The sequence below is a fragment of the Micromonospora sp. NPDC047187 genome (assembly GCF_040643355.1).
In the GTDB taxonomy this organism is placed as follows: Bacteria; Actinomycetota; Actinomycetes; order Mycobacteriales; family Micromonosporaceae; genus Micromonospora; species Micromonospora salmantinae.
This window is the reverse complement of record NZ_JBEYUF010000001.1, coordinates 809,499-830,090: the sequence shown is the minus strand read 5'-3', so window position 1 is coordinate 830,090 and position 20,592 is coordinate 809,499. Positions and strand designations below refer to the sequence as shown.

Here is a 20,592-nt window from a genome sequence, read left to right as displayed (position 1 = left end):
GCCGCGAAGCCCTGGATCAGGCAGCGACGGCCGCCCGGACGTCGTCGTCGGCGGCGCGCAGCCGGGCCGCGGCCTCCTCGGCGGTGCAGTTCGCCAACAGCAGCACGATGGCCGTCTTGGCGTGCCCGTGCGCCGCCGCGAGCGCCCGCGCGGCCGTGTCGAGGTCGGTGTCGGCGGCCTCGGCGACGATCCGACGCGCCCGGTCGACGAGCTTCTCGTTTGTGGCGTTCATGTCCACCATCAGATTGCCGTAGACCTTGCCGAGCCGGGCCATCGTGGCGGTGGAGAGCATGTTGCAGACCAGCTTCTCGGCGGTGCCGGCCTTGAGCCGGGTCGAGCCGGTGAGCACCTCGGGGCCGGTGGGCACCTCGATGGCGACGTCGGCGTGCCGGCTGGTCACCGCGTCGGTGTTGCAGGCCACCGATACGGTCGCCGCGCCAAGCGCGCGGGCGTGATCCAACCCACCGACCACGTACGGGGTACGGCCGCTGGCGGCGAGCCCGACCACCGTGTCGCGGGCGGTCAGGCCGACGGCGTCCAGGTCGGCGACGGCGCGGGTCGGGTCGTCCTCCGCGCCCTCGACGGCGACACCGAAGGCTCGCGCCCCGCCGGCGAGCAGACCGACGACCCGCTCGGGCGTCGTACCGAAGGTGGGTGGGATCTCGACGGCGTCGAGCATGCCGATCCGGCCGCTGGTGCCCGCGCCGAGGTAGATCAGCCGTCCGCCCTGGCGGAGCGACGCCACGATGACGTCGACGGCGGCGGCGATGTCCGGCACGGCCCGGCGGACGGCGTCGGCGACAGTCTGGTCCTCGTCGTTCATCGCGAGAAGCAACTCGGTGGGAGACATCCGGTCAAGGTCGCCGGTCTTGTCGTTGCGGGTCTCGGTGCCGAGGGTGCTGAGGTCCACGGGGTGCTCGTTCCTCTCGCTGGTGTGCAGTCGCCAGCCGGCGGGGAGAGGTCCTCCGGTCGCCCGGCGGCTCGCCGTCGAGCGTGTCCTCGCGACCCGCCGCCGCGGCCAGGCCGAGGGCGCAGCTGCGAACAGTCCCCGTATCAGCAGGCTGAAACCACAGCGTAACCAGCCCGGACGGGCGGTGGCAAAAAGTTTCGCGTTAGGGTGAGTCAACGTCACTTATTGACAACCGCTGGTTGGGAGCGAGCCGTGCGTCAACTCGACCTCGTCGTGATCGTGCTGTACCTCGTGGTGATCGCCTACGTCGGACTACGCCTGTCCGGTAAACAGAAGTCCGCCAAGGACTACTTCGTTGGCGAGGGTCGACTGCCCTGGTGGACCGTCTCGTTCTCCGTCGTCGCCACCGAGACCAGCGTCCTGACCGTGATCAGTGTTCCCGGCGGGGCCTACAGCGGTCAGGGCTTCGGCAACGTCGAGCTGGCCCTGGGCTACGTCATCGGTCGGGTCGTCGTGGCCGCGGTGCTCATCCCGCTCTACAAGCGGGGTGGGTTCGTCAGCGCCTACCAGTACCTCGGTGAGCGGTTTGGCCTGAAACTTCAGGGCCTGGCGTCGGTGACGTTCGTCTTCACCCGCCTGCTCGCCGAGGGCGTACGGCTGTTCGCCTCGGCCATCCCCATCAAGCTTCTTCTCGACGAGTTCGGGCTGAATGTCGGCTATCAGGCCATCATCGTCGTGCTGACGCTCATCACTGTGGTCTACACCTACCTCGGTGGCATCAAGGCGGTCATCTGGACCGATGCCATCCAGATGGGGCTGTACCTGGGTGGGGCGATCCTGGCCATCGCGGTGCTCAGCCACGCCGTCGGCTTCGACGGCTACTCGCAGGCGCTGGACGCCGGCAAGTTCCAGCTCTTCGACACCAACTTCGCCCTCTCGCACGTGCTCACCAGCCCGTTCGCCCTGCCGACCGCGATCATCGGTGGCGCGATCTTCGCGATGGCCAGCCACGGGTCGGACCAGCTGATCGTGCAGCGCATCCTGTCGACCCGCACGCTGCGCGAGGGGCAGCAGGCGATGATCTCCTCGGGCATCTTCGTGGTGATCCAGTTCGCGGCGTTCTCCCTGGTCGGCGCGCTGCTGTGGTCGTACAACAAGGGTCAGACCTTCAAGGAACTCGGCCTGGCCAGCAGCGACAACCTCTACCCGAGCTTCATCCTGCACGCCCTGCCGGTGGGCATCTCGGGTCTGCTGGTGGCAGGCATCCTCGGCGCCGCGATGGGCTCTTTGTCCTCGGCGCTGAACTCGATGTCGAACTCCACAGTCGCCGACTTCATCCACAGCTTCTTCCGCAAGGTCCCTTCCGACGACACGATGCTCCGCCTCGCCCGGGTGATGACCCTGGTCTGGGCGGTGCTGATGGCGGTCTTCGCCTGCGCGTTCAGCTCCAGCACCGGAAACGTCTACCTGACCGGTTTGACCATCGCCGGCTACACCTACGGGGCGCTGCTCGGCGCATTCCTGCTCGGCCGTCTCGTCAAGCGGGCCAACCAGGTCGACGCGGTGATCGCCTTCCTGGTCACCGTGGCGGTGATGACCTACATCGTGCGCTACGTCAAGATCGATGTGACGACGGCCGGGACCACCACCGCCACCGCCATCGCCGCGCAGTGGCTGGTCCCGATCGGCGTCCTGATCACCCTGGTCGTCGGCGCGGTGTCCAGCCGGTTCCACCCGGCCCCGGAGACGCCGTACGACCATGGACGTACCGACGAGGTCGACGACGACGTGGCGGCGGCGCCAGCCGGCCGGGCATGAAGGAGGACGTGATGCGCGTGATCGGCCTGATGTCCGGAACCTCCTACGACGGCATCGAAGCCGCCGCGGCCGAGTTCGAAATGAGCGGCGAAACAGTGCGGATGCGACCGCTGGGCCGGCTCAGCCACCCGTACTCCGACGAGTTGCGCACGCAGATCGCCGCGGCCCTGCCGCCCGTGGCGACCACCACCGAGGCGATCTGCGTGCTGGACACCGGCATCGGCCAGGCCTTCGCCGAGGCCGGCGTGCAGGCCCTCGCCCAGCTGTGCGACGGCAATGCCGACCTGCTCGTCTCGCACGGGCAGACCATGCACCACTGGGTCGAGGAGGGCACGGTCCGGGGCACTCTCCAGCTGGGTCAGCCGGCCTGGATGGCGGAGGCCACCGGCCTTCCGGTCGTGGCCGACCTGCGCAGCCGCGACGTGGCCGCCGGCGGCCAGGGCGCTCCCCTGGTCGCCCTCTTCGACGCACTGCTGCTGGGTGGCCTGCCCGGCGTCCCGGCCGCGCTGAACCTGGGCGGCATCGCCAACATCACCGTCGTCGCGCCGGACGCCGACCCGCTCGCCTTCGACACCGGTCCGGCGAACGCGCTCCTCGACGCCGCCGCCCGCCACTTCAGCGGGGGCACCGAGGAGTACGACCGGGACGGGCGCGGGGCGGCCGCCGGGCAGGTGAACCCGGACCTGCTTCGGCGGCTGCTCGATGAGCCGTACTACCGGCTGCCCGGCCCGAAGAGCACCGGGAAAGAGCTGTTCCATCTGCCCTACCTGCTCGCCGCCCTCGCCGACGCGCCCACACCGGACCCGCAGGACGTGTTGGCCACGCTCACCCGGCTGACGGCGGTCACTGTGGCCGGCGCCTGCCGTGAGCACGGCGTCACCCGGCTCGTCGTCTCCGGCGGCGGCGCACACAACCCGACGCTGATGCGCATGATCACCGACGAGCTGCCCGGCGTCGAGCTGTCCTCCAGCGACGACCTGGGCGTCGCGTCGGACGCCAAGGAGGCGCTGGCCTTCGCGCTGCTGGGCTACCTGACAGTGCACGGGCTGCCGGGCACCCTGCGCTCGGGCACCGGTGCGCGGCACGCCTCAGTGCTCGGCAACATCACCCCCGGCCGGCAGCCGCTGCGGCTGCCGGCTCCGGCCAACACCGCTCCCCGCCGACTGCTTATCGCCGGCCGCCCCGCCGTGCCGCCGGTGGCCGGCTGACCACGCTCCCGGGAGGATCCGCCGATGAGACCCGTCGTACCAGTGCCACCGCCGACCGCGGCCGGTGCTCGCGCCCGCGCGGTCGCCGAGCTGCTACGCGCGCGCCTCGATGATCCGAGCCGGGCCAGCGCCGAGCTGCCCCGGCGGCTGGCGGCGGCACACGACGCCTCGCCGTACCTGTTCGAGCCGCAGGCCGTGGTGCGCGCCGCCTCGGCCGCCGAGGTGGGGGCGTTGATGGCCGGCGCCCGGGAGGCCGGCGTGCCGCTGACCCTGCGCGGCGGCGGCACCAGCCTCGCCGGGCAGGCCGGCGGCGCAGGCGTGCTGGTCGACGTCCGCACCGACTGGCGCCACGCCGAGGTCCTCGACGACGGCCGCCGCATCCGGCTCCAGCCGGGCCTGACGATCCGGCAGGCCAACGCCCGGCTGGCCCGCTACCGACGCCGACTCGGCCCGGACCCGGCCAGCGAGGCCGCCTGCACGGTGGGCGGCATGGTGGCAAACAATTCCAGCGGGATGACCTGCGGCACCACCGACAACGCGTACCGCACCATGGAGTCGCTGCGCTTCGTGCTGCCGTCCGGCACCGTCGTCGACTCCGGCGCCCGCGACGCCGACGACCGGCTGCGGGCCGACGAGCCCGAGCTGCACGCCGGGCTGCTGCGCCTGCGCGACCGGGTGCGATCGACGCCGGGGTCGCGCGCCATCATCGAGCGGCTGTTCGCGATGAAGAACACCATGGGGTACGGGCTGAACTCGCTGCTCGACCACAGCACCCCGGTCGAGATGCTCGCCCACCTGATGATCGGCAGCGAGGGCACGCTCGGCTTCGTGGCCGAGGCCGTCTTCCGTACCGTCGAGATCCACGACCACGCCGCCACCGGCCTGCTGATCCTGCCCGGTCTCACCGACGCCACCGACGCGCTGCCGGCCCTGCTCGCCGCCGGCGCCCGTACCGCCGAGCTGCTCGACGCGGCCGCGCTGCGGGTCAGCCAGCGCGACCCGGGCGTGAGCCCGGCCCTTCGTGGGTTGACTGTCGTCGGGCACGCCGCGCTGCTGGTGGAGTTCGCCGAGGACAGCGCGGAGCAGTTGGCCGCGACGCTGGCCGACGCCCGGCCCGTGCTCGACCGGCTGCCGGCCGTCACCGGCACCGAGCTGACCCGCGACCCGCGCGAACGGGCCAACCTCTGGCACCTGCGCAAGGGCCTCTACACCGCCGTCGCGGGGGCCCGCCCGCCCGGCACCACGGCCCTGCTGGAGGACGTCGCGGTGCCGATGCCACGCCTGACCGGCACCTGCGACGGGCTGATCCGCCTGTTCGACCGGCACGGCTACCCGGACGCGGTGATCTTCGGACACGCCCGGGACGGCAACCTGCACTTCATGCTGACCCAGTCCTTCGACACCGCGGCCGAGATCGATCGCTACGCCCGGTTCACCGACGACATGGTCGACCTGGTGCTCGCCGAGGGGGGAACACTCAAGGCGGAGCACGGCACCGGTCGGGCCATGGCGCCCTTCGTCCGCCGGCAGTACGGCGACGAGCTGTACGACGTGATGCGCGAACTCAAGCGGTTGTGCGACCCGAGCGGTCTGCTCAACCCCGGTGTGCTGCTCAACGACGACCCGACAGTGCACCTGCGGCAGCTCAAGGCCGTCCCGACGGTCGACCCCGAGCTGGACGCCTGCGTCGAGTGTGGCTACTGCGAGCCGGTCTGCCCCACCGCCGACGTCACCACCACGCCCCGGCAGCGCATCGTCCTGCAACGGCAGATCGCCCTCGCCACCGCCGCCGGCGACGAGGAGCGCCGCCGGGAGCTGACCGCCGACTACGAGTACGCCGCGGTGGACAGCTGCGCCGCGGACAGCCTCTGCGTCACCGCCTGCCCGGTCGGCATCGACACCGGGGCGGCGATGAAACGGCTGCGCGCCGAGCGGCACAGCCCTCGCGCCCAGCGCACCGCCCGCACCGCCGCGCGGCACTGGCAGGCTGCCGTGACTGGCGTCCGGGTGGGGCTGACCGCCGCGCACGCCGTGCCGACGCCGGTGACCCGGGCCGCCACCGGGATGATCCGTGGGCTCGGCGCCACCGAACTCGTGCCAATGTGGAGCGAGGACATGCCGCGCGCCGGCGCGCCCCGCCCCACCCCGCGCAGCACGCCGGACGCCCAGGCGGTGTTCTTCGCGGCCTGCGTCGGCAGCCTCTTCGCACCCGAGGACGGCTCGTCCGGCGGTTCGGCGGCGGCGTTCCTGCGCCTCTGCGAACTGGCCGGGGTGCCGCTCGTCGTACCGACCGGCACGGCGGGTCTGTGCTGCGGAACCCCGTGGCAGTCCAAGGGTTACCCCGCCGGTCACCGTGAGATGGCCGAGCGGACGCTGGCCGCGCTCTGGGCGGCCAGCGACGAGGGCCGGCTGCCCGTCGTGTGCGACGCGTCGTCGTGCACGCACGGGCTGACACAGCTGACCGCCGCGCTGGCCGTGGAGGAGCAGGCACGGTACGGCGCGCTGCGCTTCGTCGACAGCGTGACCTTCACCGCCGAGCACCTCCTGCCGGCGCTGCCGCAGCCCCGGCGACTGGGCTCGCTGGCCCTGCACCCCACCTGCTCCACGGTGCACCTGGGCGGCATCGACGACCTGCGCGCGGTGGCCGGGGCGGTCGCCGACACCGTCACCGTGCCGGACAGTTGGGGGTGCTGCGCCTTCGCCGGTGACCGGGGGCTGCTGCACCCCGAGGTCACCGCCGGCGCCACCGCGGCGCAGGCCGCCGAGATCAACGAGCGCGACCACGACGCGTACGCCTCCTGCAACCGCACCTGCGAGATGGGCATGAGCCGGGCCACCGGCCAGCCGTACCGGCATGTGCTCGAGGTGCTCGTCGAGGCGGTCGAGCCGCCGGCGTAGCCGGCGGTCCCTGCTCACGAGGTGCGCTGCTGACCCGGCTCGGCGTTTCCCCGGCGGGGCGCTGGCACGGCCAGCGCCCCGCTTCGTCCCGAGTCTCGCGTCACGGGCAGGGTGTCCGTCCGCAGACGTCGACGACCTTGCCGGTGAGCAGGAAGACCGCCTTCTGTTTCTGGGCTCCGGCCTGGGCGCGGGGGAACTCGTGCGGATCGTCGCCGTACTCCGGTCCGGCCGGGGCGAGGTTGGTCGGGGGCGGCGCGTACGCCGCGCCGCTGTTCCAGATCACGATCGCCGAGCCGGTGTACGGGTAGCGGCGGATCGGCGTGATGCCCCAGTACGGCCGCACGTCCAGCGACCAGCCGTCGGCGAGAGCGGGAGTGTGCAGGCGCGCGCCGATGGTGCGCGCCTGCACCTCCGCCGCGGCGGGCGAGACCTGCTGGTCGCCGAAGGCCACGTGCATCAGCACCTGGTGCGCCGGGGTGCGCGGGAGTGGCCGGTCGGTCATGTGCTGGGCGTACCCGTTGGCCTCGGACCGGTCCCACAACATCTGCAGCAGCGCGAGGACCAGCTGTTGGTCGGCAGTGTCCGGGTAGTAGCCGTCGAGCACCGTCTGGAACGGCGCGAAGTCCACGCTGCGTTGCAGCAGCGTGGAGTAGTTCATCGCCGGTACGCCGAGCACCGACCGGGTCCAGTCCTGGGCGATGGCGGTGAGGGCACCTCCGTTGATGCCGCCCTGGCTGTTGCCGTCGTAGTGCAGCCCACCGACGCGATTGATCAGCGGCCGGGCGGTGTCGTCCCGAAACGCCGGATGCGCGGCGAACCCAGCCGGGTGGATCATCGCGCGACCCAGGAAGAGGAAGTTCAGGAGACTCTGCTGCAACCGGTCCGCCACCGCGGGAAAGACGCTGAGGTCGGTGAAAGCGTTGGCCACGAAGGGAACGTCGGCGGCGGCCATGCCGATCCAACTGGTCGCGCAGAAGGTGAAGTTGTGGGTGTTCGACATCGTCCTGACGTTGCCGGCGTTGATCTCGGTCGGTCGGCCGAGCAGTCCGTGGCCGTAGAGCGAGAGATGAGCCGGCCGCGCGGCCGAGGCGCTGCGCGGAATGTTGCAGACGAAGTCCGCCGCCACCGTCGCGCCGGACGGCGTGGGCACTGCGTTCGGTGTGGGTGGCGTCCCGGCGCCGCCGGCCGGCCCGTAGTGCAGGCGGGAGCCCGGCCCGCCGTCGCCGGTCAGATAGGACGGTACGCCGATGGTGCCGGTCACCTGCCGGGCGATCAGCGGATCCTGCTCCGGCGAATAGTCGGTGACCATGTTGACGGTGACCGACGGCGCGGCTCGGCCGAGGTCGGCGAACGCGTCGTCCCGGACCGCCAGCATCCGCCCGGTCAACCCGTGCCGGCTGGCCACCGTGAAGTCCCAGGCCAGGTAGAGGCTGTGCCGCTTGACGCCGGTCCGGCTCAGCTCGGCGACGATCCGCCTCAGTTGCGTTCCCCGAGCGTCCCGCTGCCTGAGGCCGGCACTCGTCACGTACGCCGTGAACGCCTTCGGCGCCGGAATCAACGCCCCGTTGCCGTCCCGCAGACCGCGCAACCCGACGACGTAGCGGGTGCCCTCGGTCAGCGCCACCGCAGGCCGGATGATCAGCAGCTGCCGGTCGGGCTGGCCGGCGGCGTGCGCGTCCAGCTCGGCCCAGTACGGCGTGCGCTCACCGGTGCGGGTGTTGAGCAGCACGATCGGCGCGTTCGGCGCCAGCGAGCGGCCGATGTCGGTGACCGGCGCGATCCCGCTCGCCGCGGCGTCGAGACCGGGTACGCGCACCAGGATCGGTGAGCCCGGACTGAACCCGTCCTGCCGGTTCCACTCCGTCGGGTCGATCGGGGTGCCCTGCACGTTGGCGGGCATCGCGGCGGCGGCGAACCGCACCCGCTTGCCGGTGGCGCTGCTCCGGTCCGGCACTGTGAAGTAGTCGTTCGGAAACGGCAGCAGGCAGGCGGTCGGGTCGATCGGGTCGCAGGACGGATGCCCGGCCGGGGCGGGAGTCGTTGGCGGTGCGGCAGGGGCCGCCGTGCCGAGCAGGACGGTGCCTGCTGCCACCAGCACGGACACGGCGAGACGGAGCCCTCTGGAGGTGGTCACACGCATCTCCTTCGACGCTGGACGGCGGATCGACGGGTGGTGTTCTTCCTACGCGTATGAAAGAGACTCAGCAAGCGAACAAACTCGCGGCCGGTGGCCGGGCAGCCCGATCACGCTCTGGCTGCCGGCCACCGGCCGCATCGACGACGACTGACGGAAGATCAGTCGGTGATCACCGGCCAGGCGTAGGCGAGCAGGGCGCAGGCGGCGCCCAGAAGCGCGAGCGAGACACCCCTCGTGGGCAGCGGCAGAGCAGCGAGCACGATCAGGATGACGGCGACAACGTAGAGAAATGCCTGGACCGACATGGTGCTCTCCTCGATCAGGGGAAACGAGCGGCTGACTTCATCCGCCGGGATGCCCCCAGGGGTGATCTCGGAAACCCTCCTTCCGATCACGGTTTGGCCCACAGTGGTACGTGCGGATCGTCCGGTGCGGCGCCTACGTCGGGAGAAGAAGCGCTTCGGCACCCACCGGTCGAAAGCCCGCCGCTTGGAAGGCGCGCACACTTCGCGCGTTGCCGGCGGCCTGCTGGGCCCAGACCGGCTGACCGTGGGGCACCAGATGTCGGGCGGCGGTCGCCAGCGCCCGCCCCAGGCCCCGGTGACGCCGCTCGTCGTCGACCTCGATCGCCGCCTCCCAACGGCCGGCCACCCCGCGGCCGAGCACGACCACCCCACCCTCGGCGGCCCAGACACGGATGTCGTCACGACGCCGACGCGACCTGACCTCGCGAGGATGATCCGCGTCCACCAGCTCAGTCAGTTGCAACGGAGGCGGCCCGTCAAGGCAACTCGCGACGGTCAGCAGGTCGATCGTGTCCATCGAGCGCCGGGTGCGGTCGAGCAGCGCACCCAGGAAACGCGGATTCATCGTGGCAGCCAGGGGGTCGCAGTCGACGGTGGCCAGCGTACGACGTACCCACTGGGGATCTTCGTCGGTGAACACCACCGAGTGTCCGGTGAACGCGATGACTCCGGCGTCGCGGCGGCTCGGCTGCGGCACCACTGTGGTCCCGCCGTCCGACGGCGGGAGACGGCCCTGCGCCGCCGCGTCCAGGATGTCGGCCAACGTGCGGTCCATTGTCGCCTCTCCTCGGTCCCCGACCGCACGGCTGTCGAGGGCGGACGTGGGCAATGCGCTCCCGCCCCTTGCCACCGCGCGGACCAAACAGTGTCCAGACATCCTCCCGGGTGAGGTGAGCAACTGGGTGCCCGCCGTGTCGTGAATGAGAACAATGACGACCAGGGGTGTGACCCGGCTTCCGGGTCACACCCTTGGCACATTCACGGATCTGGGGGGCACCGCTGACGGCCCCCGCCCACGACCCCGACGGGTCAGCAGCCGATCCGGCTGGACCCCAGAGCGACGTCGTCGTACCAGAGGGTGTCGGCTCCGCCGCCGTAGCTCTCCCAGCCCAGCTTCAGGTCGGTGAGCTGCGGCCGCCAGGTGCGGTTGTACCACTGGCCGTCGATGTCGTGCGTGGGTGCGCCGTCAGCGGTCAGCCCGGGGATGGCGGTGCCGTCCACCCAGGTACGCAGCTGACCGGCCACACCGTCCACCATGAACTCGACGCAGGTCCACCGGTTGGTGGGCAATGGCAGGCTCTGCGCCACCCCGGCCGGGCTCTGCTCGGGCAGGGTCGCGTCGTCGGAGGCGCGGTTCCACTGCAACGCGCCGTTCTGGCCACCCAACCGCAGGTCCTTGTTGCCGTCGGCGGCGTCGGCCATGGCGATCATCGTGGTGTGTTCGGTGGGTTGGGCGGTGGTGTGCCGGACCCAGATCCGGCCGTACCGGAGGTTGCCCACGCTGCCGAGGTTCTTCGTGGATCTGACGAAGACGTGGTTGCAGTACCCGGCGGCGCCGTTGATCCGGACCGACCGACTGCCGCTGTGCGTGATCGCCGTGTCGATGGTGGCGGCACCGGCGCCGGAACAGTCCGGGCTCACCACGGCCCAGTCACCGGAGGGCGTCGAACCGGTCTGGCCCTCGAAGCCGTCGCAGAGCACCGCGCCAGCACACCCGTTCGGCGGCTCGGTGGTGGGCGGCGGGGTGGTCGGCGGAGGCGTCGTCGGCGGAGGCGTGGTGGGTGGCGGCGTCGTCGGCGGCGGGGTGGTCGGCGGCGGCGTGGCGCCGTTGCACGCTACGCCGTTCAGGCTGAACCCGGTCGGCGCACCACCACTGGAGCCGTACGTGCCCTGCAACCCGAACTCGGTGGAGCCGCCCGCCGGGATGCTGCCGTTGTACGACGCGTTGCGGGCGGTCACCGCCGATCCGGACTGGCTGACCGTGGCGTTCCAGCCACTGGTGACCCGCTCGTCCCCGGCGTACGTCCAGGCGACGGTCCAACTGGAGACGGCCGCGTCCCCCGGGGAGACCTTGACGGTGGCGGTGAATCCGCCGGGCCACTGGTTGGGCGTGTAGTCGACCCGGCAACCCTGGGCGGCTGCGGCCGGGCCGCTGAGCACGGCCGCTCCGGTGGTGGTCGTGGCGGCGGCCAGCGCGGCGGCGACCACCAGGGTCGCGGCGGGGCGGGCACGGAAAATCGTCATGAACGGTCCTTCTGCCATCGAGCTGAGCGGAGACGGCACGGCGGCGCGTCCTGGACGGACGCGGCGCGACAACGTGCCCTGGATGCGGCGCGGCGGTGCGCCACAGCGACCGGTCGTGCGTACGACCGAAATGCCCGGCTCGGGGTGGACCTGTCAGCCGCCGACGGCCCGGTCCCCCGGACCCCGGCGGCGCCCACCCTCAATCTATTGACGATCGCCTATTGAATCAAGCTTCGGAATTCCGGGTTTCGCCCGGACGGCCCCGCGCCTGCGCGCTCTCCCGCAAGCGAGGTCCGGTGTCCCAGGCGCGAGGGAGTGGTTCCCCCCGTGAAGGGGATCACTCCTGCTCCCAGTTGGTCGACCGTAAAGGCATCGCAGGGCCGCGGTGCCGCGGCCAGATTGGGAGGACGACGATGCGCAGAACACTCGGATGGGGCATGGCCGCAGCGGCGATGGCAGTCGCGGCGGCGACGCCGGCCGGGGCGGCGGACCATCGACCGGCGCGGGTGACCGGATCGGCGGAGTTCGTCCTGCCGTACGGGCAGGACGGCGACGTGCAAGCGTTCACCTTCGACGCCCGGTCGGCGCCGTACAGCCGCCCGCTCCCGATTCCGAGAGGGGAGAACGGCACCCCGGCGGACGCGGCGGGGACGGTGCGAGTCTCACACTGGCTGGCCGCAGCCGACATCACCGTACGGTGGGAAGCGTCGGTGGACTGCATGATCACCAGCCCGGGTCACGCGACCCTGACCGGCATCGTCACCCGCGCCGACCAGATGGCCAATGATCTCGTCGGTAAGCGGGTCGGATTCAGCGTGCAGGACGGCGGGCGCGGCGGCGACCGGGTCGGCTTCACCTGGTCAGCCAGCATGGACCAGGACGAGGAAGGCCAGTGGGGCCCAGCCCGAATCGGTACGTGCCTCGCACCGGCGGCGTTCGCCACGGTGACTCGCGGCAACTTCACAGTGCGGCACGCCGAACTGACTGCGCCGCCGGAGGACGAGCGACAGTGACCACGCCGCGACAAGGGAAAGATGTTCCGGGGCCCGTGTCGATCCGTGGGCCGCTCGTTCGACGTGGGGATGCTGGGGCCGGGAGACGGCCCCGTCGGATCAGTTCTCGGCACCGCTCAGGTCGTCGGTGGTGATCACGCCGCCACGACTCACCACGGCAGGTGCGGTGTCAGGCGGATAATCACAGGTCCCAATCGAGTGAGCTGGAGGCCCACATGCGCGTCATCCGCATTCTGCCCAACCTTCCGGTGGCTGACGTCAGCGCCGCCAAGGGCTTCTACACCGACTTTCTCGGTTTGAGCACGGAGGCGTTCAACCTGGGTTGGGTAGCCCGTTACACCTCGCCCGACCCCGACGTGGCCGTGCAGCTCGTCTCCGGCGACGCGACCGCACCCGAGGACTCGGTCATCAGCGTGCAGGTGGACGACGTGGACGGCGCCTATGCCGAGGCGCAGCGGCTCGGCCATGAGATCGTGCACCCGCTCACCACCGAGCCGTGGGGCGTGCGACGGTTCTTCGTCCGCGACCCGGACGGCAACGTCATCAACGTGGCGGCGCACCGTTCCTGAGGCGATCCGGACAATCCCGAGGGATTGACCCTTACCGGCGGGCCGATGTTAACTGCATATCAACGATGTGGATCGATGTTCATCCGGTTGGCGCCAAGCCGGCCTGGTGGCACCGCTCCGCGTCGTCTCGACATCGCCCTCGTTTCGGCGGACGCGGGCACATCGGGCACTTCCTCACAAGGAGCCCTGCATGCGCAGACGCGCCATCAGCACGCTCGCCGCCGCCGTCGTCGCCGGACTCACGCTCGCCGCCGGGGCGGTGACGGTGGCCTCGAGCCCGGCCGAGGCCGCACCGTTGGCCAAGGTCCTGGTGTTCTCCAAGACCGCCGGCTTCCGCCACTCCTCCATCCCCAACGGCATCGCCGCCATCCAGCAGCTCGGCGCGGCCAACGGCTTCACCGTCACCGCCACCGAGGACGCGGCGACCTTCACCACTGCCAATCTCGCCCAGTACCAGGCGGTGGTCTTCCTCAGCACCACCGGCGACGTGCTCAACGCCGGTCAGCAGGGTGCGTTCGAGGCGTACGTCGCCGCCGGCGGCGGTTTCGTCGGTGTGCACGCCGCCGCCGACACCGAGTACGACTGGCAGTGGTACGGCGGGCTGGTCGGCGGGTACTTCGCCTCGCACCCGGCCACCCAACAGGCGACCGTGCGAGTCGAGGACCGCTCCAACGCCTCGACCGCGCACCTGCCGTCGACCTGGACCCGCACCGACGAGTGGTACAACTACCGGACCAACCCCCGCTCGGCGGTCAAGGTGCTGGCCAGCCTCGACGAGTCGTCGTACACCGGTGGGTCGATGGGTGGTGACCACCCGATCACCTGGTGCCACAGCTACGGCGGCGGACGCTCCTGGTACACCGGCCTCGGCCACACCGAGCAGAGCTACGCCGACCCCAACTTCACCCGGATGCTGCTGGGCGGCATCCAGGTGGCGGCCGGGGCGGTGGCGGCCGACTGCCGGCCGGAGCCCGGCTACACCCCGCTGTTCGACGGCACCCAGGCCAGCCTCGGGCAGTGGCGGCAGGCGGGGCCGGGCGGCTTCACTGTGGCCGACGGCACCCTCACGTCGAACGGTGGCATGGGGTTGCTCTGGTACCCGGTGCGCACCTTCGCCAACTACTCACTCAAGGTCGACTGGATGATGCCGGGCGACGACAACGGTGGGGTCTTCATCGGGTTCCCCGATCCGCAGGGCGACCCGTGGGGCCCGGTCGCCGCCGGTCACGAGATCCAGATCGACGCCACCGACGGCGACCCGACGCGCACCACCGGCAGCGTCTACAGCTTCCAGGCACCCGACCAGGCCACCCGCGCGGCGGCGCTCAACCCGCCCGGCTCCTGGAACACCTACGAGATCGGCGTGCACGGCCAGCGGGTCGAGATCTGGCTCAACGGCCTCAAGATCAACGATTACGTCAGCAGCCGGGCCATCGCCAACCGCTACATCGGGTTGCAGAACGACGGCGCCGGGATGGACATCAACTACCGCAACGTACGGATCAAGACCGACGGTCCGAGTGAGCCGCCCGCCACCGACCTGGCCCAGGGCCGGCCGGTGGCGGCGTCCAGCGTGGAGCCGGGCAGCGCGCACGCGGCAGCCAACGCGGTGGACGGCAACACGACCACCCGCTGGGGCAGCGCGTACGCCGACCCGCAGTGGATCACCGTCGACCTGGGAGCCCCGTACGCGATCAACCGGGTTCGGCTGGCCTGGGAGACGGCCCACGCGCGGGCATACCAGGTGCAGGTGTCGCCGGACAACGTCACCTGGTCGCCCGTGCACACCACGACCGCCGGAGACGGCGGCGTCGACGACCTCACTGTCAACGGCACCGGCCGTTACCTGCGGGTGTACGGCACCCAACGCGCCACCCAGTGGGGCTACTCGCTGTGGGACCTCAACGTCTACGGCACCGCGGCCGGTGGCACACTGCTCTCCCGGGGCAAGCCGGTCACCGCTTCCAGTGTCGAGCCGGGCAGCGCGCACGCGGCGGCCAACGCCGTGGACGGCAACACGACCACCCGCTGGGGCAGCGCGTACGCCGACCCGCAGTGGATCTCGGTGGACCTCGGAGCGTCCCGCACCCTCGACCGGGTCCGGCTGACCTGGGAGGCGGCGTACGCGCGGGCGTACCAGATCCAGGTCTCCCCGGACAACGTCACCTGGTCGCCGGTGCACACCACGGCCACCGGCGACGGCGGTGTGGACGACATCGCCATCTCGGCCACCGGCCGCTATCTGCGCGTGCAGGGCACCCAGCGGGCCCTGCCCGCGTACGGCTACTCGCTGTGGGAGCTGGAGGTGCACGGCCGCTGACCGCGGGCCGGAACACGCTACCTAGCGCAGTTCCGAGATCCTGGCGCGGGTGTTGGCCGGCGCTTCGGGGTGCCCGCGCTCGACGTCGGCCCGGACGTCAGCGACGGTCTTGCCGGCCAACTCCCGCCGCCAGGCCAGGTCGGCGCCCCGCATCGCCTGGGCGAACGCGCAGGACTGTCGATAGTCGACGCCCGCGTGTTCGCCCGGGCCCTTGCGGAGGATCTGGTCGCACTGGAACAGCTCCTCCGGGCCCTCGATCGCGGCCACGATGTCCAGCAGAGAGATCGCCGCCGGGGTCCGGGCCAGCTGGAAGCCGCCGCGTGGCCCCGAGGTCGACGTGAGGATCCCGGCCCGGGCCAGGGCCTGGAGCTGCTTGTTCAGGTACGCCGGCGGCAGCTCGTAGTAGGCGGCGAGGGTGCTGGTCGGCACCGGGGCGTCCAGCCAGCTCAGGTTCAGGCACGTGTGGAGGGCCCATTCGACACCCTGACTCATCCTCATGATCCTGGACTTTACATGTCCAGGATTTGTGACGCAGACCATGATCGCTGGCGTCGACCGGTTCTGGACATCTAGTGTCCAGGAATCGACGGACGACGAAGGAGCCGACAATGACTTTGGTACGCGCAGCCCAGGCCGAGGTCCTCGACAGCGATCCGGCCAGCGTGATCAGGCTGCTCCTCGACCCCGAGCACACCGGCGGCGCCCTGACCAGCAACCGCACCCTGCTCAGGCACGGCACCGACGGTGCGCCGCCGCACCTGCACACCCACTCCGGTGAGCTGTTCTTCATTCTCGACGGCGCCCTCGAGATGCTGGTCGACGACGAGTTGCACACCCTGCACAAGGGAGACGCGCTCTTCGTCCCGCCGAACACCCCGCACGCCTTCGCCCCCGCCGACGGCCAGGACGCCGACTTCCTCGTCGTGATCACCCCCGGCAAGCACCGGTTCGACTACTACCGGCTGCTCGACAAGGTGCACCAGGGCGAAGCCACCTGGCAGGACGTCGGCGAAACCCAGGACCGCTACGACAACCACTACGTGGACAGCCCGTTGTGGGCCGACCGACGCAGCTGACCGGCGCGACGACGATCGTGCCGCGATCATCGCGGCCGGGACACAGTGTCAGCCGCGCGGCACGCCAGCTACCGGTTTGCCACCGAGGAAGTCCTCCTCACGTCGACGTACCGGATCGCGACCCTGGCGAACGACTTCTTCGCCAAGAACGCCACCCCGGCTTCACGGCGCTGTTCGACGCGCGCAGGCAGGACCGCAGCCTGTACAACGGCGGTGACGCGCTCTGGCCCTACCTGGAGGAGGCGTCGCCGGCACCAGACAGTGGGCGCTGGCGTGTGCCGTGTTCGTCGTCACTGCGGTGGCTCAGCGGCTCTACTGGATCGCAGGTGGCCGGTGGGGGTACACCGCCTGCGATCGCACCGATCTGGTAGATCCGGCGGGCGGGTGCGGTGCGGACCAGGTCGTGGCGTTGCCGTTCTGGTCAGGGTGGGGAGCGGTGGGAGTCGGCGTCGCCCTCGCGGTGGTGCTCGCGTGCACGGTCCGGATGCCCGGCAGCTGGACGACCACCGGCGGCTGGGCTGCGGCCGCGCTGCTCCTGGTGGTCGCGTTCCCCCTGCACCTGCTTTTCGAGATCCCGGCGGCGCTGGCGGGGCGGCCCTCGGACTGGCGTGACCTCGGAGCCCGGCTGGCGCTGGTGGCCGGTGGCGTCCTGTTCGCCGGGCTCGCGAACACCTCCGGGCCCCGGCGTGGACCGGTCGCCGTCGGCTACCGGCCGGTGCCGCGGTGGACACGCCGCTGGGCGTACGTCGCCGTCGCGCTGCCGGTGGTCGGCTGGGCCGTGCCCCACGCGCTGTGGGTGCTCGGCGTCCCGGTCGGCATCTCCGAGCGGGAACTGAACGACATCGAGCAGAACCTCTCCACGCCGACCGGTGTCGCGATCACGCTCGTCCCGCCGCTCGCCGGCCTGCTCGTGCTCGGGCTGGTGCGGCGGTGGGGGCAGCAGTTTCCGCGCTGGGTGCCGGGACTGCACGGTCGACAGGTCCCCCGACGGCTGGCGGTGATCCCGGCCGGCGTGGTGGCACTCACGCTGGTCACCTACGGCGTGCTGAGCATCGCGGTGCTCGTCGGCGAACTGCTCACAGGTGACACCCGCTGGTCCGACGTGTGGGACGGGTGGGCCGACGCCGCCATGACCGACCTCCCAGGATCGGAGCACCCATGAGCCCCACCGACTCCGCCCGCGTCGAAACCGCCGCCCCGCCGGCCTGGGCGATCTGGGCCGCCTACGCCGTCCCGCTCTGCGTCCTGCCGTCCGCGCTCTGGCGACTGTCGTTGGTGTTCGCCGACGATGGCACCACGCACCGGTACATGGTCTTCCTGTCCGCGTTGTCGATGGGACTGGCCCTGTTGACACTCGGGCTGGTGCACCGGTGGGGACAGCGAGTTCCGCACTGGGTGCCCCGCATCGGAGGCCGTTGCATCCCGGCGCGTCCGGTCGTGCGCATCGCATTGACCGGCGGCTGGTTGCTCGTCGCCATCTGCGTGTACTTCCTCCTGAACCACAGGTTCCATCTCGTGCAGAGCGGCTGGGTGGGCATCGGAGAGGACGAACCGGTGCACCCGACCCCCGGATGGGAGGTGCTCCGCTACTACACCCCCCTGCTCGCGTGGGGGCCGCTCGTCATCGCCGTGGCCGTCAACTACGGCCGACGCCCAGCCAGGGTTCGAAGAATGGAGAAGCCATGAAAATCCGCAGGTTGCTTGTCGCCCTGCTCGCCGGGGTCGTGACAGTAGTCGGTGCCCCGGTGTCGGCGCAGGCCGACGACCAGGACCCACCCGAGGTGCCCGCCACGCCGGGTGCGTGGATCGCCGGCCTCGGCGGGTTCGTCTACAACGAGCCCGGGTTGGTCGATCATCAGATCCGGTTCGGCGTCCTGGGCTGGGTCGACCGCCACGGGACAGGCCACGGCGTGTTCCACTTCCGGCACGCGAGGCCCGACGGGAGTGTGGCGAGCGAGGGACAGGCCGAGGTGACGTGCGTCAGCGTGGTGGGCGACACCGCACTGGTAACCGCTGTCGTCCCGGAGGGCGGCAGCCCAATGGTCAACCACGTCTTCGCTATCAAGATCATTGAGGGCGGTCCGGGTCGAGCCGACCAGATCGAGACGCTCCAGGCCGGCGGCGATCCGACCAGACCCGCCAAGCGGTACTGCATCGACACCGCGCCGTTCAACCTTTCCCGCTACCCGGTCCGACCCGGCGGCTACGCGTTCGGGTCGTGACGTTCCACAGCGATATCACGCCTGCGGGAGCGGGGAGTCCGGTCCTATCCTTGCGCGGTGTCGTACGCCGATCTCACTTTCGCGCAGTGGAACAACCTCTCCGATGGTGCCGCGCGCCGCCTCGCCGAGGAGATCGCCGACCGGCACGGTCTGACCGTGCCGGTCGGCCTTCAGGACACGGTGTACCCGGCCTGAGGACGACGGCTGCGGATGCGTGGGTACGCCGACGAGATCCTGACCTGGCCCGTCCTTGAGCTGAGCTGAGCAGCGCCGAACCGGGTCGGTGTCGCCGTCTCAGTGTGTCAGTGTGGAACCACGGTCACAGGGGCGGCCAGGCATTGGCCAGCAACTGACGGAAGTGCGCGGGGAACCACTCTCCGAGCGGCGGGGCGCCGGGCATCGCACCGGTGTCGTACGCGGATCCGCGAGGTGGCAGGTAGTTCGGGTCGCACAACGGCTCGTACGGCTGGCCGGCGTTCGGGCTGCCGCTGGTGCCATCGGACTCGCCGGGCGGCTTGACCCAGACATAAGCGTCGATGCCTGGTTCCGGCGTGGCGACTGGACGCTGCCCGAGGCCGGCACCCCTCTGATTGCACCAGTTCCCGGTCACCGCCCGCCGGTCGATCCGGCTGCCGTCGACGTAACTGTTCAGATCGACAAAGGGGCCCGGGCCGGTGGGTCTGTTCGGGCCGCCCCAGCCGTTGCGTGAGGTATCGACGATCACGCCCGCGTCCGGGGAGAAGCCCGCCTCCGTCAACAGTCCCCGCAGGTGTCGCGCGTAGGGCACCTCGTCGATGAACGGGTTCCAGTCGACCCACTTCGACTGGTACACCGGTTGGCCGTTGATGACATCGTCGGCGCGGAAGTACTCCTCGTGCAGGACCGAGTAGTTGGCGGTGTTGGCCACGAAGCCATGGACGTCGGCCACCGTGCTGCCTGCGGTGGTCGCGGCCTGCGACAGCAGCGCCGTCAGCGGACCGGAGTCCTCCGGCCAGCCGACTTCGGCGTGGTGACTGATGTCGAGGTACGAGTAGACGTTGGACAGGGAACCGAGCCGGGCCAGGGCGTACCCGACCCCGTGCTGGTAGGTGCCGCGCGCCAGCGCGTCGTCACAGGCCGGTGTGGCCGCGTACCGGTTGCCGGTGTTGACGACAAGGTCGGGCAGCGAATTCGGTTCGACGAAGACGACGATCCGCAGGTCGGCGTAGTCGGGCGCAGCGAGGATCTCGACAATCGGATCAATGAACTGTGCCCGGTACCGGGCAAGGTCCCCGATCGACAGCTCACCCTGCGGGGCCCGCCGGCCGCAGTCGCGGGCCGGCAGGTTGTACAGGGTCAACTGGACGAGGTCGGCGTGCTGTGCCACGGCGGCGTCCAGGTGCTCGCGCAGGCCCATCCTTCCGTCGTCTCCCTCGATCCTGGCGATCCGGTCCAGCCAGACCGCTGTCGGCTGGCCGGCGACCGCGTCGCCGCCGGGCTCCGCGATGGCGCGGTCGACCCACTCGGGATTGACGTAGAGCTGGGCTCCGACGTAGGGGTTGGCCACCCGGTGCGGCGGATCGGCGGCGTTGGCCGGACCGGCGGCGCCGAGCAGCACCACGACGAGGACGGACACGGCGGCGGCGAGGACCGCTCGAACCCGGGCGGGTACGCCTCGCCAACGTGGCATGGTCATGGTGGTAGCCCTCTCGGAACCTGACCCGGTGCCGGCCTGCGGCTACCGGCCCGGCCTGGTTGCTCCGACCGCATCGCACCACGGCGGACACCCCTGCCAGAGATTTACGCACTTCGATAACTCATCGCATTATGCCGCACCACGTCGGACCCGGGGGTCCGTACCGCGGTGCGGTGGCTACCACTGTGAGGCTGGCG

18 protein-coding genes are annotated in these 20,592 nt (G+C 71.0%); 11 read left to right on the top strand and 7 right to left on the bottom strand.

The features are described from left to right. Positions 1 to 16: 16 nt before the first annotated feature. Entirely contained in the window at positions 17 to 910 is an 894-nt protein-coding gene (murQ, locus tag ABZ794_RS03550; protein WP_238667857.1) for an N-acetylmuramic acid 6-phosphate etherase, read from the bottom strand. A 252-nt stretch (positions 911 to 1,162) separates the two neighbouring features. Between murQ and ABZ794_RS03545 the strand changes: the two genes are divergently transcribed. The 3 genes from ABZ794_RS03545 to ABZ794_RS03535 are packed head-to-tail and all read left to right on the top strand — an operon-like array spanning position 1,163 to position 6,834. Continuing rightward, positions 1,163 to 2,728 (top strand): sodium:solute symporter, encoded by a 1,566-nt coding sequence (locus ABZ794_RS03545; protein ID WP_357514008.1) that lies wholly within the window; start codon positions 1,163 to 1,165, stop codon positions 2,726 to 2,728. Positions 2,729 to 2,739: 11 nt separating this feature from the next. Beyond that, the gene (locus ABZ794_RS03540; RefSeq protein ID WP_357514007.1) at positions 2,740 to 3,936 is read left to right on the top strand and encodes an anhydro-N-acetylmuramic acid kinase; all 1,197 of its coding nucleotides are present in this window, start codon (positions 2,740 to 2,742) and stop codon (positions 3,934 to 3,936) included. Positions 3,937 to 3,960: 24 nt separating this feature from the next. Next, positions 3,961 to 6,834 (top strand): FAD-binding and (Fe-S)-binding domain-containing protein, encoded by a 2,874-nt coding sequence (locus tag ABZ794_RS03535; protein WP_357514005.1) that lies wholly within the window; start codon positions 3,961 to 3,963, stop codon positions 6,832 to 6,834. A 100-nt stretch (positions 6,835 to 6,934) separates the two neighbouring features. Here the strand turns inward: ABZ794_RS03535 and ABZ794_RS03530 are convergent, their stop codons facing one another. From ABZ794_RS03530 to ABZ794_RS03515, 4 genes are all read right to left on the bottom strand, one after another. Beyond that, complete coding sequence (locus tag ABZ794_RS03530) at positions 6,935 to 8,974, bottom strand: hypothetical protein (RefSeq protein ID WP_357514003.1); 2,040 nt, start codon at positions 8,972 to 8,974, stop codon at positions 6,935 to 6,937. 155 nt (positions 8,975 to 9,129) lie between these two features. Beyond that, positions 9,130 to 9,276: a hypothetical protein gene (locus ABZ794_RS03525; RefSeq protein ID WP_167337290.1), complete on the bottom strand. Its 147-nt coding sequence runs from the start codon at positions 9,274 to 9,276 to the stop codon at positions 9,130 to 9,132. A gap of 133 nt (positions 9,277 to 9,409) precedes the next feature. Continuing rightward, positions 9,410 to 10,051 (bottom strand): GNAT family N-acetyltransferase, encoded by a 642-nt coding sequence (locus ABZ794_RS03520; protein WP_357514001.1) that lies wholly within the window; start codon positions 10,049 to 10,051, stop codon positions 9,410 to 9,412. Positions 10,052 to 10,305: 254 nt separating this feature from the next. Next, a complete protein-coding gene (locus tag ABZ794_RS03515) occupies positions 10,306 to 11,520 on the bottom strand; it encodes a cellulose-binding domain-containing protein (RefSeq protein WP_357514000.1) in 1,215 nt (404 codons plus the stop codon). A 413-nt stretch (positions 11,521 to 11,933) separates the two neighbouring features. Between ABZ794_RS03515 and ABZ794_RS03510 the strand changes: the two genes are divergently transcribed. The 3 genes from ABZ794_RS03510 (at position 11,934) to ABZ794_RS03500 (ending at position 15,422) form a co-directional block, all read left to right on the top strand. Then, on the top strand, positions 11,934 to 12,533 hold the full coding sequence (locus ABZ794_RS03510) for a hypothetical protein (protein ID WP_238689924.1): 600 nt from the start codon (positions 11,934 to 11,936) through the stop codon (positions 12,531 to 12,533). Between the two features lie 215 nt (positions 12,534 to 12,748). Continuing rightward, entirely contained in the window at positions 12,749 to 13,102 is a 354-nt protein-coding gene (locus ABZ794_RS03505) for a VOC family protein (protein ID WP_210783576.1), read from the top strand. Positions 13,103 to 13,292: 190 nt separating this feature from the next. Then, positions 13,293 to 15,422 (top strand): ThuA domain-containing protein, encoded by a 2,130-nt coding sequence (locus tag ABZ794_RS03500; RefSeq protein WP_357513997.1) that lies wholly within the window; start codon positions 13,293 to 13,295, stop codon positions 15,420 to 15,422. Between the two features lie 21 nt (positions 15,423 to 15,443). On the opposite strand, the gene ABZ794_RS03495 is transcribed toward ABZ794_RS03500, so the two are convergent. Then, positions 15,444 to 15,920, bottom strand: a complete 477-nt coding sequence (locus ABZ794_RS03495; protein WP_238689923.1) for an Rrf2 family transcriptional regulator — start codon at positions 15,918 to 15,920, stop codon at positions 15,444 to 15,446. A 110-nt stretch (positions 15,921 to 16,030) separates the two neighbouring features. On the opposite strand from ABZ794_RS03495, the gene ABZ794_RS03490 reads away from it, so the two are divergent. The 5 genes from ABZ794_RS03490 (at position 16,031) to ABZ794_RS03470 (ending at position 18,915) form a co-directional block, all read left to right on the top strand. Further along, positions 16,031 to 16,498, top strand: a complete 468-nt coding sequence (locus ABZ794_RS03490; protein ID WP_357513995.1) for a cupin domain-containing protein — start codon at positions 16,031 to 16,033, stop codon at positions 16,496 to 16,498. A gap of 436 nt (positions 16,499 to 16,934) precedes the next feature. Then, the gene (locus ABZ794_RS03485) at positions 16,935 to 17,660 is read left to right on the top strand and encodes a hypothetical protein (RefSeq protein ID WP_357513993.1); all 726 of its coding nucleotides are present in this window, start codon (positions 16,935 to 16,937) and stop codon (positions 17,658 to 17,660) included. Further along, a complete protein-coding gene (locus tag ABZ794_RS03480; RefSeq protein ID WP_357513991.1) occupies positions 17,657 to 18,184 on the top strand; it encodes a hypothetical protein in 528 nt (175 codons plus the stop codon). The genes ABZ794_RS03485 and ABZ794_RS03480 overlap by 4 nt, the downstream gene beginning before the upstream one ends. Continuing rightward, the gene (locus ABZ794_RS03475) at positions 18,181 to 18,720 is read left to right on the top strand and encodes a hypothetical protein (protein WP_210783587.1); all 540 of its coding nucleotides are present in this window, start codon (positions 18,181 to 18,183) and stop codon (positions 18,718 to 18,720) included. Before ABZ794_RS03480 ends, ABZ794_RS03475 begins: the two co-directional genes overlap by 4 nt. 57 nt (positions 18,721 to 18,777) lie before the next feature. Further along, positions 18,778 to 18,915 carry a hypothetical protein gene (locus tag ABZ794_RS03470; protein WP_210783756.1) on the top strand — a complete coding sequence of 46 codons (138 nt, stop codon included), beginning with the start codon at positions 18,778 to 18,780 and terminating at the stop codon, positions 18,913 to 18,915. A 124-nt stretch (positions 18,916 to 19,039) separates the two neighbouring features. Here ABZ794_RS03470 and ABZ794_RS03465 read toward each other — a convergent pair whose 3' ends face one another. Next, positions 19,040 to 20,389, bottom strand: a complete 1,350-nt coding sequence (locus ABZ794_RS03465) for a glycoside hydrolase family 6 protein (protein ID WP_357513988.1) — start codon at positions 20,387 to 20,389, stop codon at positions 19,040 to 19,042. Between the last annotated feature and the right edge of the window lie 203 nt (positions 20,390 to 20,592).